Genomic DNA, 18,371 nt, shown 5'->3' on the forward strand with positions numbered 1-18,371 from the left:
TTGATAGCATGAAAAAAATAATAAAAACTACAAAAGCTCCTTTACCTATTGGCCCATATAATCAGGCTGTGTTAAGCGGAAATACTTTATATACTTCAGGTCAAATAGCAATCAATCCTACAACTGGAGAGCTTATTTTAGAGTCTATAGAAGAAGAAACCAAGCAAGTTATGGAAAACATGAAAGAAGTTTTATTAGCTACTGATATGACTTTTGAAAACGTTGTGAAGACTTCTATCTTTATTTCTGACATGAATAACTTCTCGAAAATAAATTCAGTCTATGCTCAATATTTTGATGAAGAAAACGCACCTGCAAGAGAAACCGTGGAAGTTGCTAACCTACCAAAGTTTGTTAATGTAGAAATAAGTATGATTGCCGTAAAATAAAACATACTTTTTCTAAAACAATAATATATCAATTTCAACATTTTACGCATAAAAAAAAGCCCTTAAAAGGGCTTTTTTATTTTATTATCTTTTTTAAAACTTATAAAGATGCAGCATGTTCTACCATATCTACAATCTTAGTTGCATAACCATATTCGTTATCATACCAAGAAATAATCTTAAAGAAATTTCCATTTAATTCTATACTTGCATCTGCATCAACAATAGAAGTTCTAGTTTCTGAAACAAAATCTTGAGAAACTACTTGATCATTTGTTACACCTAATACACCTTTTAACTGACCATTTGCAGCTTCTTCAAACTTTGCAATGATTTCTGCTAAACTTGTTGTTTTTTCGGTTCTTACAGTTAAATCTACTAAAGAAACATCTGGCGTAGGAACTCTAACAGCCATACCTGTAAGTTTTCCATTTAATTCTGGAATTACTTTACCAACTGCTTTTGCAGCACCTGTAGAAGTAGGAATTAAGTTATTTAAAACAGAACGTCCTCTTCTCCAGTTCTTATTTGGACTATCTACAGCATCTTGACCAGAAGTTGCTCCATGAATTGTTGTCATTAAACCTTCAACAACACCAAAATTATCGTTTATAACTTTCGTTATTGGCGCTAAACAGTTTGTAGTACATGATGCATTAGAAATAATTGTTTCATCAGCAGTCATTTCACTTTCATTTACACCCATTACATACATGTTTGCATCTGGAGAAGGAGCAGAAATAACAACTTTCTTTGCACCACCTTTTATATGTAAACCTGCTTTTTCTTTTGACAAGAAAAATCCAGTAGATTCAATTACAAATTCTGCACCAGCTTCATCCCACCTAATATCTTCAGGGTTTCTTTCTGCAGTAACTCTAATAGCCTGACCATTTACAACTAATTGACCATCCTTTACTTCAACATCACCATTAAAACGACCATGAACTGAATCGTATTTTAATAAATATGCTAAATAATCTACATCTAACAAATCGTTTATTGCAACAACTTGTACGTTTTCTCTTTGAATTGCAGAACGAAATGCTAATCGTCCAATTCTACCAAATCCGTTAATTCCTATTTTTGTCATTTTGTTTGTTTACTAATTTATTTATGTGGTCATAATATCAGAAACTCGTAATAATTCTGAGTTTATTGAACTTTGACCTTTTATTGCTTTTTCTAAATTGGTTGCTGCTACTTTGTTATCTTTTAATCCAACCATAACGTTTGTTGTACCATCTAACATTAACTCAACCGCTTTTACACCTAATCTACTTGCTAAAACTCTATCAAAACATGATGGAGAACCACCTCTTTGCATATGCCCTAAAACAGAAACTCTAACTTCATATTCTGGCATATTGTCTTCAACATATTGTGCTAATTCATATACATTCTTACCAGAACGATCACCTTCGGCAACCACCACAATACTTGATGATTTACCTGAACGTCTACTTTTTTGCAATGATTCTAACATTCGTTCTAATCCTAGATCTTCTTCTGGGATTAAAATTTCCTCTGCTCCTGCTCCAACACCTGCGTTTAATGCTATAAAACCAGCATCGCGCCCCATTACCTCTACAAAGAATAATCTATTATGTGAAGATGCAGTATCTCTAATTTTATCAATTGCTTCAACCGCAGTGTTTAATGCAGTATCATAGCCTAAGGTATGTGAAGTACCAAAAATATCGTTATCAATAGTTCCTGGAATCCCTATAATTGGAAAGCCATATTCTTTATTAAAAACTACGCCTCCTGTAAAAGATCCATCACCACCAATGACGATTAATCCATCTACATTTTGCTCTTTTAAGTTTTCGTATGCTTTTTTACGACCTTCTTTTGTTCTAAAATCTTTTGATCTTGCAGATCTAAGAATTGTTCCTCCTTTATTGATGATATTATTTACACTTCTTGCTGTTAACGTAACAAAATCAGATTCTATCATTCCTTGATAACCTCTATATACACCAACACATTCTGCTCTGTAATATGCACAAGCTCTTACTACCGATCTTATAGCAGCATTCATCCCTGGTGAATCTCCACCAGACGTAATAACAGCTATTTTCTTTACTTTTTTTGTCATAAATTACACTTCAAAATTAGTTAATATATACCATTTAAAATATAAAAAAATGCGAAAACGTTTTCGCATAAAACCTTGTTTATAAAGTCTTTTTATAGGGAATCTATAATTTATTAATGTTTTACAAAAACGAAGTCAGAGTTAAAAAAACTCAAATTAATTTTTCTTTTGATTAATTAAACTTTTATGTTTTGATAAAACTTTAATCTTCTTTGCTGGTTTCTTTTTCTTTTTTAAGCCTGCTTTTTTAAGTAATTCAGATAAAGAATTAAAGTTTACTTGATAAGATAATCCAACTCCTTGGGTATACCCTTCTTCTTCTGTAGAATATTGTATTTCGTTTTGTCTATTAAAGATAACTGCTCTAAAATTTCCTTCATCGTTTAGTAATACCTCTACTTTTACTTCACCAACAACACTAGATTGCGTTTTAGAACCAACCGGCACACCTACTTTTCCATTAATAATTACATTTCTACCAAGTTTTGTACTTACATTTAAATCTACTTGATTATCAGTATTTAAGCTTGCAACATCATTATTATCTCTTCCTTGCTTATATCCAACTCCTAATTTCAATTTACTATCTGGATTGTTTAATAAACTAGAAAAAGCTGCAGCAATTGCACTAGAGGCTGTACCAGTTATTGCAGCATTACCATCAAAATTTACTTTATCTGGATTAACAAAACTACCTAATGCTAATAAAGACATAAACTGAATATTTTTCTCTCCTACATCATTATTATTTAACACAAAATCTAATTCAGATTTTATTGCTGGATTTACATTTGGTAATTGAATATCTAATTCTTGTTTTGATGTAAATAAACCACCCGTAATTTTGGTTACTAAATCTATATCAATATTTCTATTGGTATTAAAACTTTCTAATAAAACTGCTGGGTTTGCCTTCGTTTTGTAAAATGCAACTATATCTAAGTTTGCATCAAACGGACTCCCATCCCAAGAAATTGTACCACCTTTTTGAATAACAAAAGGTTTATTAATACCTGGTAATTTAAAATCATAAACACCACTATCAACATTAAAAGTACCAAACATGTCGAACTTTCCATTGGTATTTATCTGAATATCTAAATTCCCAGTTCCACTTCCTTTTAACTGACTTCCATATACTTTATCAATTACAACTTGTGCCACAGCATCTTTAGTGACCTCTAATTCGATATCTAATGACAAGCCTTTAAAAGCCTCTTTCGCTACTTCTTCTTGCTTGTCTTTAACGACTGTCTCTTTAGATTTAAAATGAATCAAATCAAAACTATCTACTGTTTCTACATCTTTTAATGGAATTACAAATAATGTATTTGGCTGTGTAATTCCTTTAACAGTTATATTTAATTTATCAGTAACACCTTCTATAGCTGCTGTTCCTTTAATAAATCCAGTTCCGTAATATGGTGAGTCTTCAGTTTCTTGAGTATCCAGTATTAACAAATTATCTGTTTCTAATTCTAAATCTAAAAACCAAGTATCAAAATCTTTATGCAAAATGTTTCCAGACAACTTTCCTTTTGTATTGTACTTGGTATCAACCAAAGTTGTGTTTTCAATTATAAATTCTTGCGCTTGCAAACCAATAACTGCATCTCCTTCAAAATCATAATCAGCATTTAAGTATGGAAATTTTAATCCTGCATCTTTCAATGTTAAAAAACCATCCATTTCGGGGTTACCTAAAAAACCTTTTAAAGTAAAATTACCCGAGGCTTTACCTCGTAAGCTAGAGAGAACATCTTGACCTAAAGGGCTAAAAGCATCTAAAGAAAAATCTTCTAAAAACACTTCTAAATCTATGGTTGGAGTATTACTCGAGAAATCTAAACCACCAATGGCTGCAATACTTTTAGCCTCGTCTCTTAACAAAGAAATATTTACATCGTACTTTTTAAGAGAATTATTTCCAACAATATTTAATTTTAAATCTCCTTGTTTAAATTTATTAATTTCAAAATCATTTATTTCTAATAAACCTTCTGGCTTGTATAATCCATCTTTCTGTAAAAACTCAACCTTACCATTTAATGTTCCTTTTAAAGCTAAACTATCTATTTCTGGCAAGAAACTTTCTAATGCCACATTAGATAAATCTGCAGTTAATTCTTTTTGATTATCTCCTTTTAACTTCCCAGTAAAATTTATTTTTTGCTGATTAGAAACTAATTGAAAATCACTAAAGTCAAACTCATTATTTTTTAAATCGAAAGTAACTTTGTTTTTATATTTTTTGGTAGGATTTATTTGCCAAGTATTATGCTTATAATCGAAAGATGATTTTTCAAATCCAATAACAGATTTACCTTCTGGATTAATGGTATAGAAAAAATCTAGGTTATAGTTTTCTCTTATTTTCTCAGTTCCTTTAAAAATCGATTTAAAATATAACGTGTCATTTTCAGTCCTATTGATAAGGTTTAATTTTGACACTTTGTAATAATCCGTATTAATTTTATCGGCAGTTAAATGTGTATTATATAATTTATTTTGATTATCAGTTCTTAAAACAAGGTTTTCAATTTTATTACTATAAGCAACTATTTTGGGTGACGAAAGTGTTAATTTTAATTGATTTTTATCTGCTTTAATTTTCCCTTTAATCTTTGTATTGTTATCGACGGAAATCTTTGGGAAAAAAACATCTACAATCTGATTATATACTGTAAAATTAAAATCTAAAAATTGATGCGGTTGTACTGGATACGGATTATAGTTTGTATAAATACTTCCTAAAGCATTTTGAGCTACAGGCTGTAATTCATCAAACGTAAATTTACCTTTTAAATACCCTTTTACAATATCTTTAGAGTCAACATCAATTGTTTTTACGCTGTCTTTTATTGATGATGAAACACGAAACTCTTTAAACAAATATTCTTTTTTAAGATTTGTATAAGAAATGTTTTTAAAGATTGCTTTTCCAACAATATCATCTAGTGTATTTCCATCTGCATCTAAAACAATATTTCCTTTTAAAACAGCTATGCTATCTCTATTAAAAAGATGTGTTTTTTTAAGGTCTGCGTGTTTAATATCAGCATCAAAATCAAACTTATGAATGCTGGATGATAAATCTGCTAACCCTTTAAAATTCATTTTTAAATTTTCATCATCAATACTTAAATCACCATCAAAAAGGTTGTTTTGATATTGTCCGTTTGCTTTTATATTTTTATAAGAATAATCATTAAAATCTAACTGATAAACATCACCAATAAAACTCGTATTAATGTTTTCTACTTTAAATCCGCTTCCATTTACATCTCCTTTTAAAGATACTTTTCCAAATAATGGATCGTTAAAAAACACACCAATATCAAAATTATTAAATTCTACTTCTCCGCTATATGCTGCGTTATCAATATCGTCAATATTAGTTAACTGCAAATCTGAAATTATATTTCCAATTTTAGAATCTACATCTAATGTTGCTTCTAAATAATCTGGTGTAATCTTAGTAATTCCTGATAAATTAAAATTCCCAAAACGTTTAAACTCTGTTGGCAATGCCTTACCCAAGAGACTTGGTAATACATTAACTAACTGATTATAATTTGCTGAAACTTTCTTTAAATTCCCATCAAAAATAAATCCTCGTTCATTGTTTAAAGCATTTACAAAAGCTAAATCGCCAATAATTTGCATTCCGTTTTTAGAATACATTCTAACATTATTTGCACTAAAATTATTAAGAGTTCCTTTAATTTTTCCAGTAAAATTTAAAACATCATTACCTCCAATTTCGTTATATAATTTTCTAATGTCTTTTACAGAGAAGCTACTCTTTTTAAAATTTGCAGTTAAAACAACCTTATCATTAAAGTGTTGTAAATCTTCTCTTTTATATGAGAAATGGATATCAGCAGCCAATTTAGAATTTGGAGTTTGCAACGTAGTGTTGTTAAAATCCATAGATGTTTTTGTATACGTAAAATCTGATGTTAGATTAGTTACTTTTAAACCTCTATTATCTACAAAATACAACCCTCTTATTTTAGTAAAAACATTAGGACCTTCTACTTTAAAATCTTGTAAAGTTCCTCCACCATTTTTAGCCTCAAACTGAATGGAGTCTTTCTTATTTCCATCCTTAAAAACAAAATTTAATTTATCAATATAAATATTTGAAGTCTTTAATATAAAAGGCGTACTGATGCTATCTTTTGGTTTATCATCCTCAAAGCTATCAATAAAAACACTTAAATTATCATTCTGTTCTCCTTCATAAGTTTTCATAACAAAATCTAAGCCTTCTATAGAAATACTTCCTAAATCTACTTTATTATCTAGAATATTTTTTGCGTTTAATATTGATGTATTAAGTTTATCTACAAAAATAAGCGTGTCTTTATGATGATCTCTTATTTCTAAACCTTTCAAAGTTACTTTTCCTAAAAAGGAAAAATCAACTTTTTTAATCACCAAGTTAGTACCAAAATCATTATTCAATCTTTCAGTAGCATACTTTGCTAATTTTGTCTGTACTAATGGTAAGGAAGATAAAAGACTTATAAGCAATAAAAAAAGCACTAGGTACTTTATTATTTTTAGTAGTATTTTGCCTATTCTTTTGATAACGATTATTTTATTTACAAAGATACTTAGCAAGTATCAAAAATATTGCCAATACCTACAAAGAAAAGTCATTTTTAACGAAAATCTAACGTATTTATGAATATTTTTGCATTCTAAAACATTTTTTTGAGCACAACTAAAACATACATTCTTGGGATTGAAAGTTCTTGTGACGATACGAGTGCTTCAGTAATTTGTAACGGACGTGTTTTAAGCAACATTGTTGCCAACCAAGAAGTACATTCTAAATATGGAGGAGTTGTCCCTGAATTAGCCTCAAGAGCACATCAACAAAATATTGTTCCTGTTGTGCAGCAAGCGATTGAACAAGCGGGAATTGATAAAAGAGATTTAAACGCTATTGCGTTTACACGTGGTCCAGGGCTCATGGGATCTTTACTAGTGGGAACTTCTTTTGCAAAATCATTAGCAATGGGATTGGATATTCCATTGATTGATGTAAACCACATGCAGGCACATATATTAGCACACTTTATTATTGAAGAGGACAGTAAAATTCCACCTTTCCCTTTTGTTTGTTTAACCATTAGTGGCGGACATACACAATTGGTAAAAGTTTCAAATCATTTTGACATGGAAGTTTTAGGCGAGACAATTGATGATGCAGTTGGTGAAGCATTTGATAAATCTGCAAAAATATTAGGATTACCTTATCCGGGCGGCCCATTGATTGATAAATATGCGCAACAAGGAAATCCGAAAGCATTTACATTTACAAAACCTAAGGTTGGTGATTTAGATTTTAGTTTTAGCGGATTAAAAACGGGTATTCTTTACTTTATTCAAAGAAATGTAAAAGAAAACCCAAATTTCATTAAAGAAAATCTTCTAGACATTTGTGCTTCAATTCAGCACACAATTGTTGAAATTTTAATGGACAAGCTTAAAAACACAGTTAAAAAAACAGGAATTACCAATATTGCAATAGCTGGCGGTGTTTCTGCTAATTCAGAAATTAGAAAACGGTTACAATTAGCTGAAAAACATATAGGATGGATAACTTTTATTCCTAAATTTCAATACACAACAGATAATGCTGCGATGATTGCTATTACTGGATATTTAAAATATTTAAATAATACGTATGCTGATGTTGATGTGACTGCAAAAGCAAGACTAAAAGTTACTGAATAAAAAAAAGCGAACTTTTCAGTTCGCTTTATAATTTCACAATCCTTAATTTATAAGGTTTTAATTGAACAACCAATTGCTCTGGTATATGTTTTCTTAGGTTTTTTTCCTTGTAATAACGCATCTACTGCATCTTCAACAAAACGTTCAGAAACATTAGACTCATCTCTAGAACTATCGTCAATTGCACCAATATACTCTACAATTAATTTTCCTTTATTTTTATTTAAAATATATACATGAGGTGTTTTTGTAGCTCCATATTTTGGATATACTTTTTGACCTTCATCCAATAAATAAGGAAACGTAAACCCTTTTTCTTTAGCTCTAACTTGCATCTTTTCAAAACTATCTCCTTTTCTTGCTGCTGGATCATTTGGATTGATTGCAATTACAGGATATCCTTTAGTTTTATATTTTTTATCTAAAGCGATTAGTCGATCTTCATTAGAAACAGAATATGGACATGTATTACAAGTAAAAACAAGAATATATCCTTTTGCTGTTGAATAATCTGACAAAGAGATCATTTTTCCGTCAATGTTTTTAAGCGAAAAATCTGATGCTACATCTCCTACTTTGTATCCTTTTGAATTATTAATAGTAAAAGCTGTTAATCCAGTAAAAACTAAAAGTACTACTAGTGATTTTAAAATTTTCATAATTTATATATTTAGGTGGGGGGTTAATTCATTTTCTAATGTTTCATAATCAAATGATTGCTCATAAAACTTTCTTTTTTTAGCATTATATATTAATGTAGCTGGCAACGCCCCCGTCCAATTATCTGCAATGTCTTTTATCCAAAATTGTTCATCCTTATCTTCAAAATGAATCACTTTAGATTGTATGTTATTTTTAATAATAAATGGTATTAATCGTTTTTTAACTTGTTTTGGAAAATCTAAACTCACCAAAATAACCTCAACGTTTTTATCCTTATAATTGGCATGTAACTTTTCAAACTCTGGCAATTCTTTCACACAAGGCGCACACCAAGTCGCCCAAAAGTTAATCACATACGTCTTATCATTCATAAGATGTAATAATGGCTTTAATTTTTCATAATTAACAGTTTCAATGGCTATAGAAGTAGCTACTTCTGCAATTTTATTTACTTCTTTTTTAGGTTCTGTTTTACAAGAACTTACAATAAATAAAACACTACATAAAAAAAGGAATGACTTCATATTTTATAAAATTAGTGATAAATTCTTATGATAAAAAAGAATTAACGAATGATTAACAGCTTCTAACAAAATATATCATTCAATAATTTTGCTAAACGAATGCCTCCTTTTTGTAATTGCTGTCTTACAATTGGAAAATATACATATGAATATCTATAACGCAAATTCTCACCTTGCTTAACAGATTTATATACTTTCTTAGTAATTTTATGAGTATCATACACCCAATCTATCACAGATCCTTTTTCAATCGCTTTGATTTGTTCTTTTGATAAATCTTCAGCATTATTTGCCAATTCTAAATAACTCATGTTCCATTCCTCAATCATATTTTCATCCCAAACTCTGTGCAGATTCGTGCCTCTTTTAAACCATTGTACTTGTATCGTATTTCCACCTTTATCTTCTTTCTGTCCAATATGCATCGGTTGATGTAAATCCCCCATAAAATGCACCAACATCTTTAAAAAAAAGCGTTTATCTTCTAAAGTACTATTTTTATCTTTTAACACATTTACACAGTGTGCTACCCCAGTAACTATATCTCCTTTTGGATTTTTTTCTGAAGTTTCATAACTTCCATCCAAAGGAAAATTCACATAATGCCATGGATAATATTTACTATATTTTCTATCGGATTTTATCTGATCTGCATACGTAGAAACAAATGCTAAACTTTCGCCTTTTAATAATTTATCAATCTGTCTTTTTGCTTTTTTAGTTAAATGCATTTCTGCAATTTTCCCAGTTGCTCTATGTCCAGTTGGGCCCCAAATATCATCTGTTGCAAAAGAACTTGAAGTAATGAATATATAACTCAAAATAAAGAGAAGACGAATTTTCATAAGAAAAAATTTTATGTATTAATTATTGCTAAAATATAAAAATAAATGCATAAAAATTTGGAAATATCAAAAATTAACTTATATCTTTGTGATATCATTTTAATATCATATTAAATTCACACTTATGAAGGCAGAGAAAATTATTAAACTCACAAACGGATACCTAATGCTAGTTATAGCTTTATTGTTGTTTTTTGGAGGTATTACATTATGTATAGTAAATGAAACACCAATCTATTTAATCTCAGTATTTATAGGTTTTATAACATTCTTTGGATTTATTTTAGTAAATCCGAATACTTCAAAAGTAATTTTACTTTTTGGTAAATATGTAGGTACTATCAAAGAAAATGGTTTGTATTGGGCAAATCCACTTTATAAGAAAAAAACGATCTCTTTACGAGCAAGTAACTTTGATAGCGAACGTTTAAAGGTAAACGACAAACTTGGAAATCCAATCATGATTTCTACCATTTTAGTATGGCGAGTTACCAATACATATAAAGCAGCTTTTGATGTTGATAATTACGAAAATTTCGTAAGAGTTCAAACTGATGCAGCTGTAAGAAAGTTAGCAAGTATGTATCCATATGATAATTTTGCTGATGAAGGACATGCAGAAGACATCACTTTACGTTCTAGTGTAAACGAAGTAAGTGAAGCCTTAGAAAAAGAACTGGAAGAGCGTTTATCAATTGCAGGAATTGAAGTTTTAGAAGCTAGAATTGGATATTTAGCCTATGCACAAGAAATTGCAAGTGCTATGCTAAAAAGACAACAAGCAACTGCTATTGTAGCTGCAAGACATAAAATTGTACAAGGGGCCGTAGAAATGGTAGAAATGGCTTTAGAAGAATTAAACAAAAAACAAATTGTTGATTTAGACGAAGAAAGAAAAGCCGCTATGGTTAGTAATTTATTAGTTATTTTATGTGGTGATAAGGAAGCTTCTCCAGTTGTAAATGCAGGAACATTAAGCCATTAGAATGAATAATAAACAAATACTAGCAATTGGTATTGGTGTGGCATTAGGTACTTCTATTGGTACAACAATTGGCGCTGTAACTAATAATATTGCACTAAGCACAGTTTATGGTTCTATAACAGGAACAATAATTGGGATTCTATTAGCTTTTACAATATTTAAAGACAACAAAAATTTAGAATAATGAAAGAATATAAAATAGTATCGCCAAAATTAGGATGGAAAAACAGAACTCAAAAGTATGAAGACCTTTTAAATCAAAACGCTCGAGAAGGTTGGGTTGTACACTCAATATTTCAAAATACTGGTGGTATACTTTTTGAAAGAGATAAAAATAGATAAAATGAAAATTTTTAAAGAAGAACAACGCTTTACACAAACTTGGCTTATAGCGCTGTTAATTATTAGTGTTATCGTTCCAATACTATTAATAACAAAAGAATATATGGAAGAAAACTCAAGCATGACCACCAATGAGTTTTTACTAACATTAGGCGTTATTATTATTTCGCTTTCTTTTATTTTCTTTTTTAAATTAACAACTAGGATCGATGAAAAAGGAATACATTATCAGTTTTTTCCTTTTCATTTTAGACTAAGAACAATTCAGTGGTCAGGCATATCTAAGGCATATGTTAGAAATTATGATCCAATTGGAGATTATGGTGGCTGGGGATTAAAAGGTGGTGCTCTTTGGAACAAAGAAAAAGGGATTGCTATTAATGTTTCTGGAGATGTTGGGATTCAACTAGAACTAAAAACTGGAAAGAAATTATTGATTGGCACACAACATAAAGAAAAAGCAATACAAGTACTAGAAACTTATAAAAACAAAATTCAATAACTATGATACGTTTCATTTTATTTATAATTGTATATACTTTTCAATTAATAGGATCATTATTATAAAACAATATGGCAAAGAAAAAAGCATTTGCACTCCGCGTTAACGAAGACATGATAAAGGCCATTGAAAAATGGGCTGCAGATGAATTTCGCTCTACCAACGGACAAATAGAATGGATGCTAATGCAGTCTTTAAAAGATGCCAAAAGAGCCCCTAAAAAGAAAGATGAATAAACCTCTAACTTTTTTATAAATTATATTTCATGTCCAATTTTATTGGACATTTTCTTTTTGTATCTTGGAGCATTAAAATTCAATTCAAATACAAATGAAAAAACTACTATCACTTATATTTTTCTTAACTACTTCCCTACTCCTTAGTCAAGAGTTTTCTATGGATTTAGTTAAAAACATGAAACCAAGAAATATTGGGCCAGGAGGAATGTCTGGTCGTGTAACAACCATTGATGTTGTAGAAAGCAATCCTGACATTATGTATGTTGGTACTGCTTCTGGTGGAATCTGGAAATCAACTTCTGGCGGAATTAAATGGGATCCAATTTTCGAAAAAGAATTAACTGCTTCGATTGGGGCTTTAGCAATTCAGCAATCAAATCCAAGTGTTATTTGGGCAGGAACAGGAGAAGGAAACCCACGAAATAGTTTAAATGGTGGTTTCGGAATTTACAAATCTTTAGATGCTGGAAAAACTTGGAAAGCGATGGGATTAGAAAAAACACGTCACATTCATCGTGTTATTATTCATCCTACAAATCCAGATATTGTCTATGTTGGCGCTATTGGATCTCCCTGGGGAGAACATAAAGAACGCGGAGTTTATAAAACCACAGATGGTGGAAAAACATGGAAACAAATACTTTACAATAATATAAAAACGGGTGCTGCAGATTTAATTATGGATCCAACAAATCCTAATAAATTGATTGCTGCCATGTGGGAACATAAGCGTGATCCTTGGTTTTTTAAATCTGGCGGAAAAGGAAGTGGATTATATATTACTCATGATGGTGGAGAAAATTGGAAAAAAATTACTGATAAAGAAGGATTTCCTAAAGGCGATTTAGGACGTATTGGCGTTGCAATTTCTCGCTCAAACCCTGATGTAATTTATGCGTTGGTTGAAGCTAAGAAAAATGCACTCTACAAAAGTGAAGACGGTGGCTTTAAATGGAAAATGGTAAGTAATAAACGAGGTATTGGAAACCGTCCTTTTTATTATTCAGAAATATATGTAGATCCTATTAATGAAAACAAATTATATACAGTTTTTACCTATGTAAATGTTTCGCAAGATGGCGGGAAATCATGGAATCAATTAATGCCAGCCTATAGAGCAAATAATGGCGTACATCCAGATCATCATGCATGGTGGATTCATCCTACCAATGGTAAATTTATGATAGATGGAAATGATGGCGGATTAAACATTACTAAAGATGGTGGAAAAACCTGGAGATTTATTGGCAACTTACCTGTAGCGCAATTTTATCATATAAATGTTGATAATGAATTTCCGTATAATGTGTATGGAGGAATGCAAGATAACGGTTCTTGGCGAGGACCAGCTTATGTTTGGAAAGCGCAAGGAATCCGTAATTCGTATTGGCAAGAAATTAGTTTTGGCGATGGTTTTGATGTTGTTCCCGATAAAGATGATTCTCGATTTGGATGGTCTATGAGTCAGCAAGGATTTGTTTCTCGTTACGATTATAAAACTGGGAATAATTATTCTGTTCGTCCAACTCATGTAGACGCCAATGTAAAATTACGTTTTAACTGGAATGCTGCAATAAATATTGATCCATTTGATAATTCAACGTTATATTTTGGAAGTCAGTTTGTGCACAAATCAACAGACAAAGGATTAACTTGGAAGGTAATTTCACCAGATTTATCAACTAATAATCCAGAAAAACTAAAACAAGCAGAAAGTGGTGGATTAACAATGGATGCTACAGGAGCAGAAAATCATTGTACGGTTTTAGTAATAGAACCTTCAGTTATAGAAAAAAACATGTTATGGGTAGCAACCGATGACGGACAAGTTCATATCACTCAAAACGGAGGTGCAACATGGACAAACGTTGCTAAAAACATAAAAGGATTGCCAGAAAATTCTTGGATAACACAGATAAAAGCGTCTAATAAAAATAAAGGCGAGGCATTATTAGTAGCCAATGATTATAGGCGTTTTAATTATACACCTTATGCCTATAGAACCAAAAATTACGGAAAAACTTGGGAGCGAATTGTAGATGAAAATGATGTAGAAAGTTATGCCCTTTGTATTATTGAAGATCCAATTAATAAAAACTTATTGTTTTTAGGAACCGATGACGGCCTATATATTTCTGTTGATGCTGGAAATAAATGGACAAAATGGACAGAAGGTTTCCCTACAGTTCCTGTAAAAGATTTAATAATTCAACCTAGAGAGCACGATTTGGTTATAGGTACTTTTGGTAGAGCTGCTTGGGTTTTAGATGATATTCGTCCGTTAAGAGCAATTGCTAAAAACAAAGCTGTCTTAAAAGATAAATTCAAGCTTTTTAAACCACCAAGTGCTTATCAAGCAAGATATCAACAACCAACAGGAAGTAGATTTGGTGGAGATGCTTTGTATAACGCAGAGAATAGATCTAGAGGTGCATTGATGCAATTTTATGTGAATAAACCAGAAGAGAAAAAGAAGAAAGATGAAAAGGTAAATGGTAAAAAGAAGGATGAGATCCAGAAAAAAGTTCAGGATGACAAAAAAAGTATCAAATACGATTCTATAAAATTTGAAATCTTTTCGGGCAATACACTAATAAGAACACTTAAAAGGAAAACTCCGAAAGAAAACGGAATACATCAAGGAGTTTGGTATATGAGAGAAAAAGGTGTTGCAAGACCATCAAGAACCGTTAGAAAACAATCTAGTGAACCATCTGGAGTAACTGTTAAACCTGGTATTTATAGAGTAAAGGCTACATTTGGAGACGTAGTTTCTGAACAAAATATTAAAGTTGCTTTTGATCCTAGATTGCAAATGTCATCATCAGCAATAAATCAAAAATATGCAGTTAGTAAAGAATTAGAAGGGTATCAAAAAACAATGGCTGGTGCATTAAAACAATTGGCAGAAAGCAAAAATATTGTAAAAGAATTTACAAAAAAATTAAAAAAAGAGGATAAAAAGAAATATAAAGATCAAATAAAAGCCTCTTCAAAAATCAGTAAAAAAATAGATTCTTTACAAGCAATATATTTGGGTAAGGTTGATAAACGACAAGGAATTACCAGAAATCCTGAAGTTACTGTAAATCAACGATTATTTTTAGCAAAAAGGTATGTAGGTTCTCGTTATGGCGAACAAACTGATACAGAAAGACAATTGATTCGTCAGTTTAAAAACTCTTTAAAAGATGCTTTAGAAAAAACCAATACTTTTTTCAATAAAGATTGGAAAGCATATAAAAGTTTAACTGAAAAAATTATAATTTCGCCATTCAAAGAAACTAAAAACTATCAATTAGATTAATCAATGAAAAAATTATTACTAGCAAGCTTCATCTTGCTTTTTACAGCACAAAATTTTGCACAAAGCAACGCAGAGAAAGAATTAGGAGTATGGTATATGTTTGGAGGTTCTCATAAACTATCAGAAAAATTAACAATTAAATCATTAGCTCATTTTCGCTTTTTTGAATTTGGAGACGACATGCAACAATTGTTATTAAGAGCTGGATTAAACTATAAATTATCAGATCATTTTAGCGTACTTGCTGGATATGCTTTCTTAAATACAGATGCAACCTATGATCTTGATGGTGGTAAAGCAAATGAGCACAGAATTTACGAAGACCTTTATGCAAGTCATAAAATTTCAAAATTAAGTTTTGCGCATAGAATTCGACTAGAACATCGTTTTTTTAAGACAAATACTAATAATTGGATTCGTTATCAATTAGGATTAAGTCATCCAATAGATGATAAATGGTCTGCCTACGTTTATGATGAAGTTTTCTTTAATTTTAGTGGTCAAGCCTATACAATGAATTGGCTGGGCGCTGGTTTTAAATACAAAATTTCTAAATCCACAAAATTACAGTTAGGGTATATGAATATTTCTACTGTTAATGCTAATTTTAATAGATTACAAGTAGGAGTTTCATTTTCTACAAATCATATCAAAAAAAGAAAAATATAAAAGGTGAGTATGCCAACATTTACAAATGATGCTATAGTTTTTGGGATTCTAATGCTATCTCTTGGTTTTGTTTTTTATACTGAAAGCAAAGAGTCTGGGTTTTGGCATAAATTTTACAAAATTGTACCAGGGTTATTTATGGCATATTTTATTCCAGCTATTTTCACAACAGCTGGTATAATATCTCCCGAATGGGAAACAACAAATTCTGCAGGAGAAATTATTAAAAGCAAATCTCAACTTTATTATGTTGCTAGTAGATTTTTATTACCAGCAGCTTTAGTTTTAATGACATTAAGTATTGATTTAAAAGCCATATTTAATTTAGGCTCGAAAGCATTAATTATGTTTTTTACAGGTACAATTGGTATTATCATTGGTGGACCCATTGCTATATTATTAATTTCTGTTTTTTCACCAGAAACTGTTGGCGGTGCAGATTTTGATGCCGTTTGGAGAGGTCTTTCTACATTAGCTGGAAGTTGGATTGGCGGTGGTGCAAATCAAACTGCAATGCTTGAAATTTATCAATACAACCCAGCAAAATATGGAGGAATGGTGTTTGTTGATATTGTTGTCGCTAATATTTGGATGGCAATTTTATTAATAGGAATCGGTAAAAAAGATAGAATAAACAAATGGTTAAAAGCTGACACTTCTGCAATCGAAGAATTGAAAGAAAAAGTATCTAATTTCACAAAAAAAGTAAAAAGAAATCCATCTTTAACTGATATTATGATTATGCTTTCCATTGCATTTGGAACTGTTAGTTTTGGTCATTTTGCAGCAGGTCATTTAAGTTCGTTTTTTAAAGATTTAGTTGCAGGAATTGGTTCTGAAACTTGGAGAAATATTTTCACCTTTTTAGGTTCTAGTTTCTTTTGGCTAATCAGTATTTCTACTATAATCGCAATTATTTTATCATTTACAAAAGCTAAGAATTATGAAGGTGCAGGTGCAAGTAAATTTGGAAGTGTGTTTATATATATTTTAGTCGCTACCATTGGTATGAAAATGGATTTAGCGTTAATTTTTGATAATCTAGGTTTAATTGCTATTGGTATTGTTTGGATGACAATACATGCTGTTTTATTAATAGTTGTAGCTAAAATAATTAAAGCTCCGTACTTCTTTTTAGCAGTAGGTAGTCAAGCAAATGTAGGTGGAGCAGCTTCTGCTCCAATTGTAGCATCTGCTTTTCACCCATCATTAGCAACCGTAGGAGTTTTATTAGCTGTTTTTGGTTATGCCATTGGAACAATAGGTGCAATTTTATGTACCATTTTAATGGAAATATCAGCAACAGTTTAATTTAAAATCTGCATATTTGCACATCAAATAATTTAGGTTAATGAGAAATAATATCTTCATTTTAGTAGCATCAATTTTTATATTATCATGTACTTCAAAGAAAGAAGGGAATATGATAGTTTCTGGTCAAATTAAAGGCCTAAAAAAAGGGACTTTGTATTTACAAAAAATGAAAGACACCTCTTTATTTTCTGTAGATTCTTTAAAATTAATCGGTACAAATATATTTACTTTATCCGATAATGTTGAAAGTCCTGAATTGTACTACTTGACATTTAACACCAATAACAAGGAACAACGAATTTTATTTTTTGGTGAACAAGGAACTATAACAATCAATGATAACCTTGAAAAATTTGGAGTAAAGACCGAAATTACAGGTTCTAAAAATCAAGAGATTTTAGAAAGATATTTTAAAATAAATAAGCAATTTAAAAACAAGCAATTAGATTTACTTAAAGAAAACTTTGATGCTAAAATTAGTAAAGACGAAACTAAAATAGCTGAAGTAGCTAAAAAATCTAAAAACTTATTAAAAAGAAGTTATCTGTTCACTGTTAATTTTGCTATGAATAATAATGAATATGAAGCTGCTCCATATATAGCATTAACAGAGTTAGCAAACGCAAACATTAAATTCTTAGACACTATAAATAGGGGCTTAACAGAGAAAGTTAAGAATTCTCTCTATGGTAAACAGTTTCAAAACTTCATTGACAATATTAAAAAGAGTGAAAAATAAA

17 protein-coding genes are annotated in these 18,371 nt (G+C 30.5%); 11 read left to right on the forward strand and 6 right to left on the reverse strand.

The genetic code is table 11. The features are described 5' to 3' along the window. Positions 1 to 8: 8 nt before the first annotated feature. Positions 9 to 389: a Rid family detoxifying hydrolase gene (locus OD91_RS02550; protein ID WP_144894832.1), complete on the forward strand. Its 381-nt coding sequence runs from the start codon at positions 9 to 11 to the stop codon at positions 387 to 389. Positions 390 to 489: 100 nt separating this feature from the next. Here OD91_RS02550 and gap read toward each other — a convergent pair whose 3' ends face one another. The 3 genes from gap to OD91_RS02565 all read right to left on the reverse strand — a co-directional run bounded on the left by gap (position 490) and on the right by OD91_RS02565 (position 7,041). Further along, complete coding sequence (gap, locus tag OD91_RS02555) at positions 490 to 1,482, reverse strand: type I glyceraldehyde-3-phosphate dehydrogenase (RefSeq protein WP_144894833.1); 993 nt, start codon at positions 1,480 to 1,482, stop codon at positions 490 to 492. Positions 1,483 to 1,503: 21 nt separating this feature from the next. Continuing rightward, a complete protein-coding gene (gene pfkA, locus OD91_RS02560) occupies positions 1,504 to 2,490 on the reverse strand; it encodes a 6-phosphofructokinase (protein WP_144894834.1) in 987 nt (328 codons plus the stop codon). 156 nt (positions 2,491 to 2,646) lie between these two features. Beyond that, entirely contained in the window at positions 2,647 to 7,041 is a 4,395-nt protein-coding gene (locus OD91_RS02565; protein WP_144894835.1) for a translocation/assembly module TamB, read from the reverse strand. A 171-nt stretch (positions 7,042 to 7,212) separates the two neighbouring features. On the opposite strand from OD91_RS02565, the gene tsaD reads away from it, so the two are divergent. Continuing rightward, positions 7,213 to 8,241, forward strand: a complete 1,029-nt coding sequence (gene tsaD, locus OD91_RS02570; protein ID WP_144894836.1) for a tRNA (adenosine(37)-N6)-threonylcarbamoyltransferase complex transferase subunit TsaD — start codon at positions 7,213 to 7,215, stop codon at positions 8,239 to 8,241. Between the two features lie 47 nt (positions 8,242 to 8,288). Here the strand turns inward: tsaD and OD91_RS02575 are convergent, their stop codons facing one another. The 3 genes from OD91_RS02575 to OD91_RS02585 all read right to left on the reverse strand — a co-directional run bounded on the left by OD91_RS02575 (position 8,289) and on the right by OD91_RS02585 (position 10,273). Beyond that, the gene (locus OD91_RS02575) at positions 8,289 to 8,900 is read right to left on the reverse strand and encodes a thioredoxin family protein (RefSeq protein WP_144894837.1); all 612 of its coding nucleotides are present in this window, start codon (positions 8,898 to 8,900) and stop codon (positions 8,289 to 8,291) included. Positions 8,901 to 8,903: 3 nt separating this feature from the next. Then, positions 8,904 to 9,428, reverse strand: coding sequence for a TlpA disulfide reductase family protein (locus OD91_RS02580; protein WP_144894838.1), 525 nt, complete (start codon positions 9,426 to 9,428; stop codon positions 8,904 to 8,906). 62 nt (positions 9,429 to 9,490) lie between these two features. After that, complete coding sequence (locus tag OD91_RS02585; RefSeq protein WP_144894839.1) at positions 9,491 to 10,273, reverse strand: S1/P1 nuclease; 783 nt, start codon at positions 10,271 to 10,273, stop codon at positions 9,491 to 9,493. 124 nt (positions 10,274 to 10,397) lie between these two features. On the opposite strand from OD91_RS02585, the gene OD91_RS02590 reads away from it, so the two are divergent. From OD91_RS02590 to OD91_RS02630, 9 genes are all read left to right on the forward strand, one after another. Next, the gene (locus OD91_RS02590) at positions 10,398 to 11,258 is read left to right on the forward strand and encodes an SPFH domain-containing protein (RefSeq protein WP_144894840.1); all 861 of its coding nucleotides are present in this window, start codon (positions 10,398 to 10,400) and stop codon (positions 11,256 to 11,258) included. 1 nt (position 11,259) lies between these two features. Beyond that, positions 11,260 to 11,442 (forward strand): hypothetical protein, encoded by a 183-nt coding sequence (locus OD91_RS02595; protein ID WP_144894841.1) that lies wholly within the window; start codon positions 11,260 to 11,262, stop codon positions 11,440 to 11,442. Beyond that, complete coding sequence (locus tag OD91_RS02600; protein WP_144894842.1) at positions 11,442 to 11,600, forward strand: DUF4177 domain-containing protein; 159 nt, start codon at positions 11,442 to 11,444, stop codon at positions 11,598 to 11,600. The genes OD91_RS02595 and OD91_RS02600 overlap by 1 nt, the downstream gene beginning before the upstream one ends. Before the next feature lies 1 nt (position 11,601). Further along, complete coding sequence (locus OD91_RS13420; RefSeq protein WP_186434379.1) at positions 11,602 to 12,102, forward strand: hypothetical protein; 501 nt, start codon at positions 11,602 to 11,604, stop codon at positions 12,100 to 12,102. Between the two features lie 71 nt (positions 12,103 to 12,173). Next, the gene (locus OD91_RS02610; RefSeq protein WP_144894843.1) at positions 12,174 to 12,338 is read left to right on the forward strand and encodes an Arc family DNA binding domain-containing protein; all 165 of its coding nucleotides are present in this window, start codon (positions 12,174 to 12,176) and stop codon (positions 12,336 to 12,338) included. Positions 12,339 to 12,432: 94 nt separating this feature from the next. Continuing rightward, positions 12,433 to 15,648: a hypothetical protein gene (locus OD91_RS02615; RefSeq protein ID WP_144894844.1), complete on the forward strand. Its 3,216-nt coding sequence runs from the start codon at positions 12,433 to 12,435 to the stop codon at positions 15,646 to 15,648. Between the two features lie 3 nt (positions 15,649 to 15,651). After that, positions 15,652 to 16,317 carry a DUF2490 domain-containing protein gene (locus OD91_RS02620; protein WP_144894845.1) on the forward strand — a complete coding sequence of 222 codons (666 nt, stop codon included), beginning with the start codon at positions 15,652 to 15,654 and terminating at the stop codon, positions 16,315 to 16,317. Between the two features lie 9 nt (positions 16,318 to 16,326). Beyond that, a complete protein-coding gene (locus tag OD91_RS02625; RefSeq protein WP_144894846.1) occupies positions 16,327 to 17,628 on the forward strand; it encodes a DUF819 domain-containing protein in 1,302 nt (433 codons plus the stop codon). A 40-nt stretch (positions 17,629 to 17,668) separates the two neighbouring features. Further along, on the forward strand, positions 17,669 to 18,370 hold the full coding sequence (locus tag OD91_RS02630; RefSeq protein ID WP_144894847.1) for a DUF4369 domain-containing protein: 702 nt from the start codon (positions 17,669 to 17,671) through the stop codon (positions 18,368 to 18,370). Position 18,371: the final 1 nt, after the last annotated feature.

Source organism: Lutibacter sp. Hel_I_33_5 (genome assembly GCF_007827455.1).
In the GTDB taxonomy this organism is placed as follows: Bacteria; Bacteroidota; Bacteroidia; order Flavobacteriales; family Flavobacteriaceae; genus Polaribacter.

Excerpts from the sequence above, each read along its gene's own strand:
- OD91_RS02550 (WP_144894832.1), top strand. The coding sequence starts at position 9 with ATGAAAAAAATAATAAAAACTACAAAAGCTCCTTTACCTATTGGCCCA.
- gap (WP_144894833.1), bottom strand. The coding sequence starts at position 1,482 with ATGACAAAAATAGGAATTAACGGATTTGGTAGAATTGGACGATTAGCA.
- pfkA (WP_144894834.1), bottom strand. The coding sequence starts at position 2,490 with ATGACAAAAAAAGTAAAGAAAATAGCTGTTATTACGTCTGGTGGAGAT.
- OD91_RS02575 (WP_144894837.1), bottom strand. The coding sequence starts at position 8,900 with ATGAAAATTTTAAAATCACTAGTAGTACTTTTAGTTTTTACTGGATTA.
- OD91_RS02580 (WP_144894838.1), bottom strand. The coding sequence starts at position 9,428 with ATGAAGTCATTCCTTTTTTTATGTAGTGTTTTATTTATTGTAAGTTCT.
- OD91_RS02585 (WP_144894839.1), bottom strand. The coding sequence starts at position 10,273 with ATGAAAATTCGTCTTCTCTTTATTTTGAGTTATATATTCATTACTTCA.
- OD91_RS02590 (WP_144894840.1), top strand. The coding sequence starts at position 10,398 with ATGAAGGCAGAGAAAATTATTAAACTCACAAACGGATACCTAATGCTA.
- OD91_RS02595 (WP_144894841.1), top strand. The coding sequence starts at position 11,260 with ATGAATAATAAACAAATACTAGCAATTGGTATTGGTGTGGCATTAGGT.
- OD91_RS02600 (WP_144894842.1), top strand. The coding sequence starts at position 11,442 with ATGAAAGAATATAAAATAGTATCGCCAAAATTAGGATGGAAAAACAGA.
- OD91_RS13420 (WP_186434379.1), top strand. The coding sequence starts at position 11,602 with ATGAAAATTTTTAAAGAAGAACAACGCTTTACACAAACTTGGCTTATA.
- OD91_RS02610 (WP_144894843.1), top strand. The coding sequence starts at position 12,174 with ATGGCAAAGAAAAAAGCATTTGCACTCCGCGTTAACGAAGACATGATA.
- OD91_RS02615 (WP_144894844.1), top strand. The coding sequence starts at position 12,433 with ATGAAAAAACTACTATCACTTATATTTTTCTTAACTACTTCCCTACTC.
- OD91_RS02620 (WP_144894845.1), top strand. The coding sequence starts at position 15,652 with ATGAAAAAATTATTACTAGCAAGCTTCATCTTGCTTTTTACAGCACAA.
- OD91_RS02625 (WP_144894846.1), top strand. The coding sequence starts at position 16,327 with ATGCCAACATTTACAAATGATGCTATAGTTTTTGGGATTCTAATGCTA.
- OD91_RS02630 (WP_144894847.1), top strand. The coding sequence starts at position 17,669 with ATGAGAAATAATATCTTCATTTTAGTAGCATCAATTTTTATATTATCA.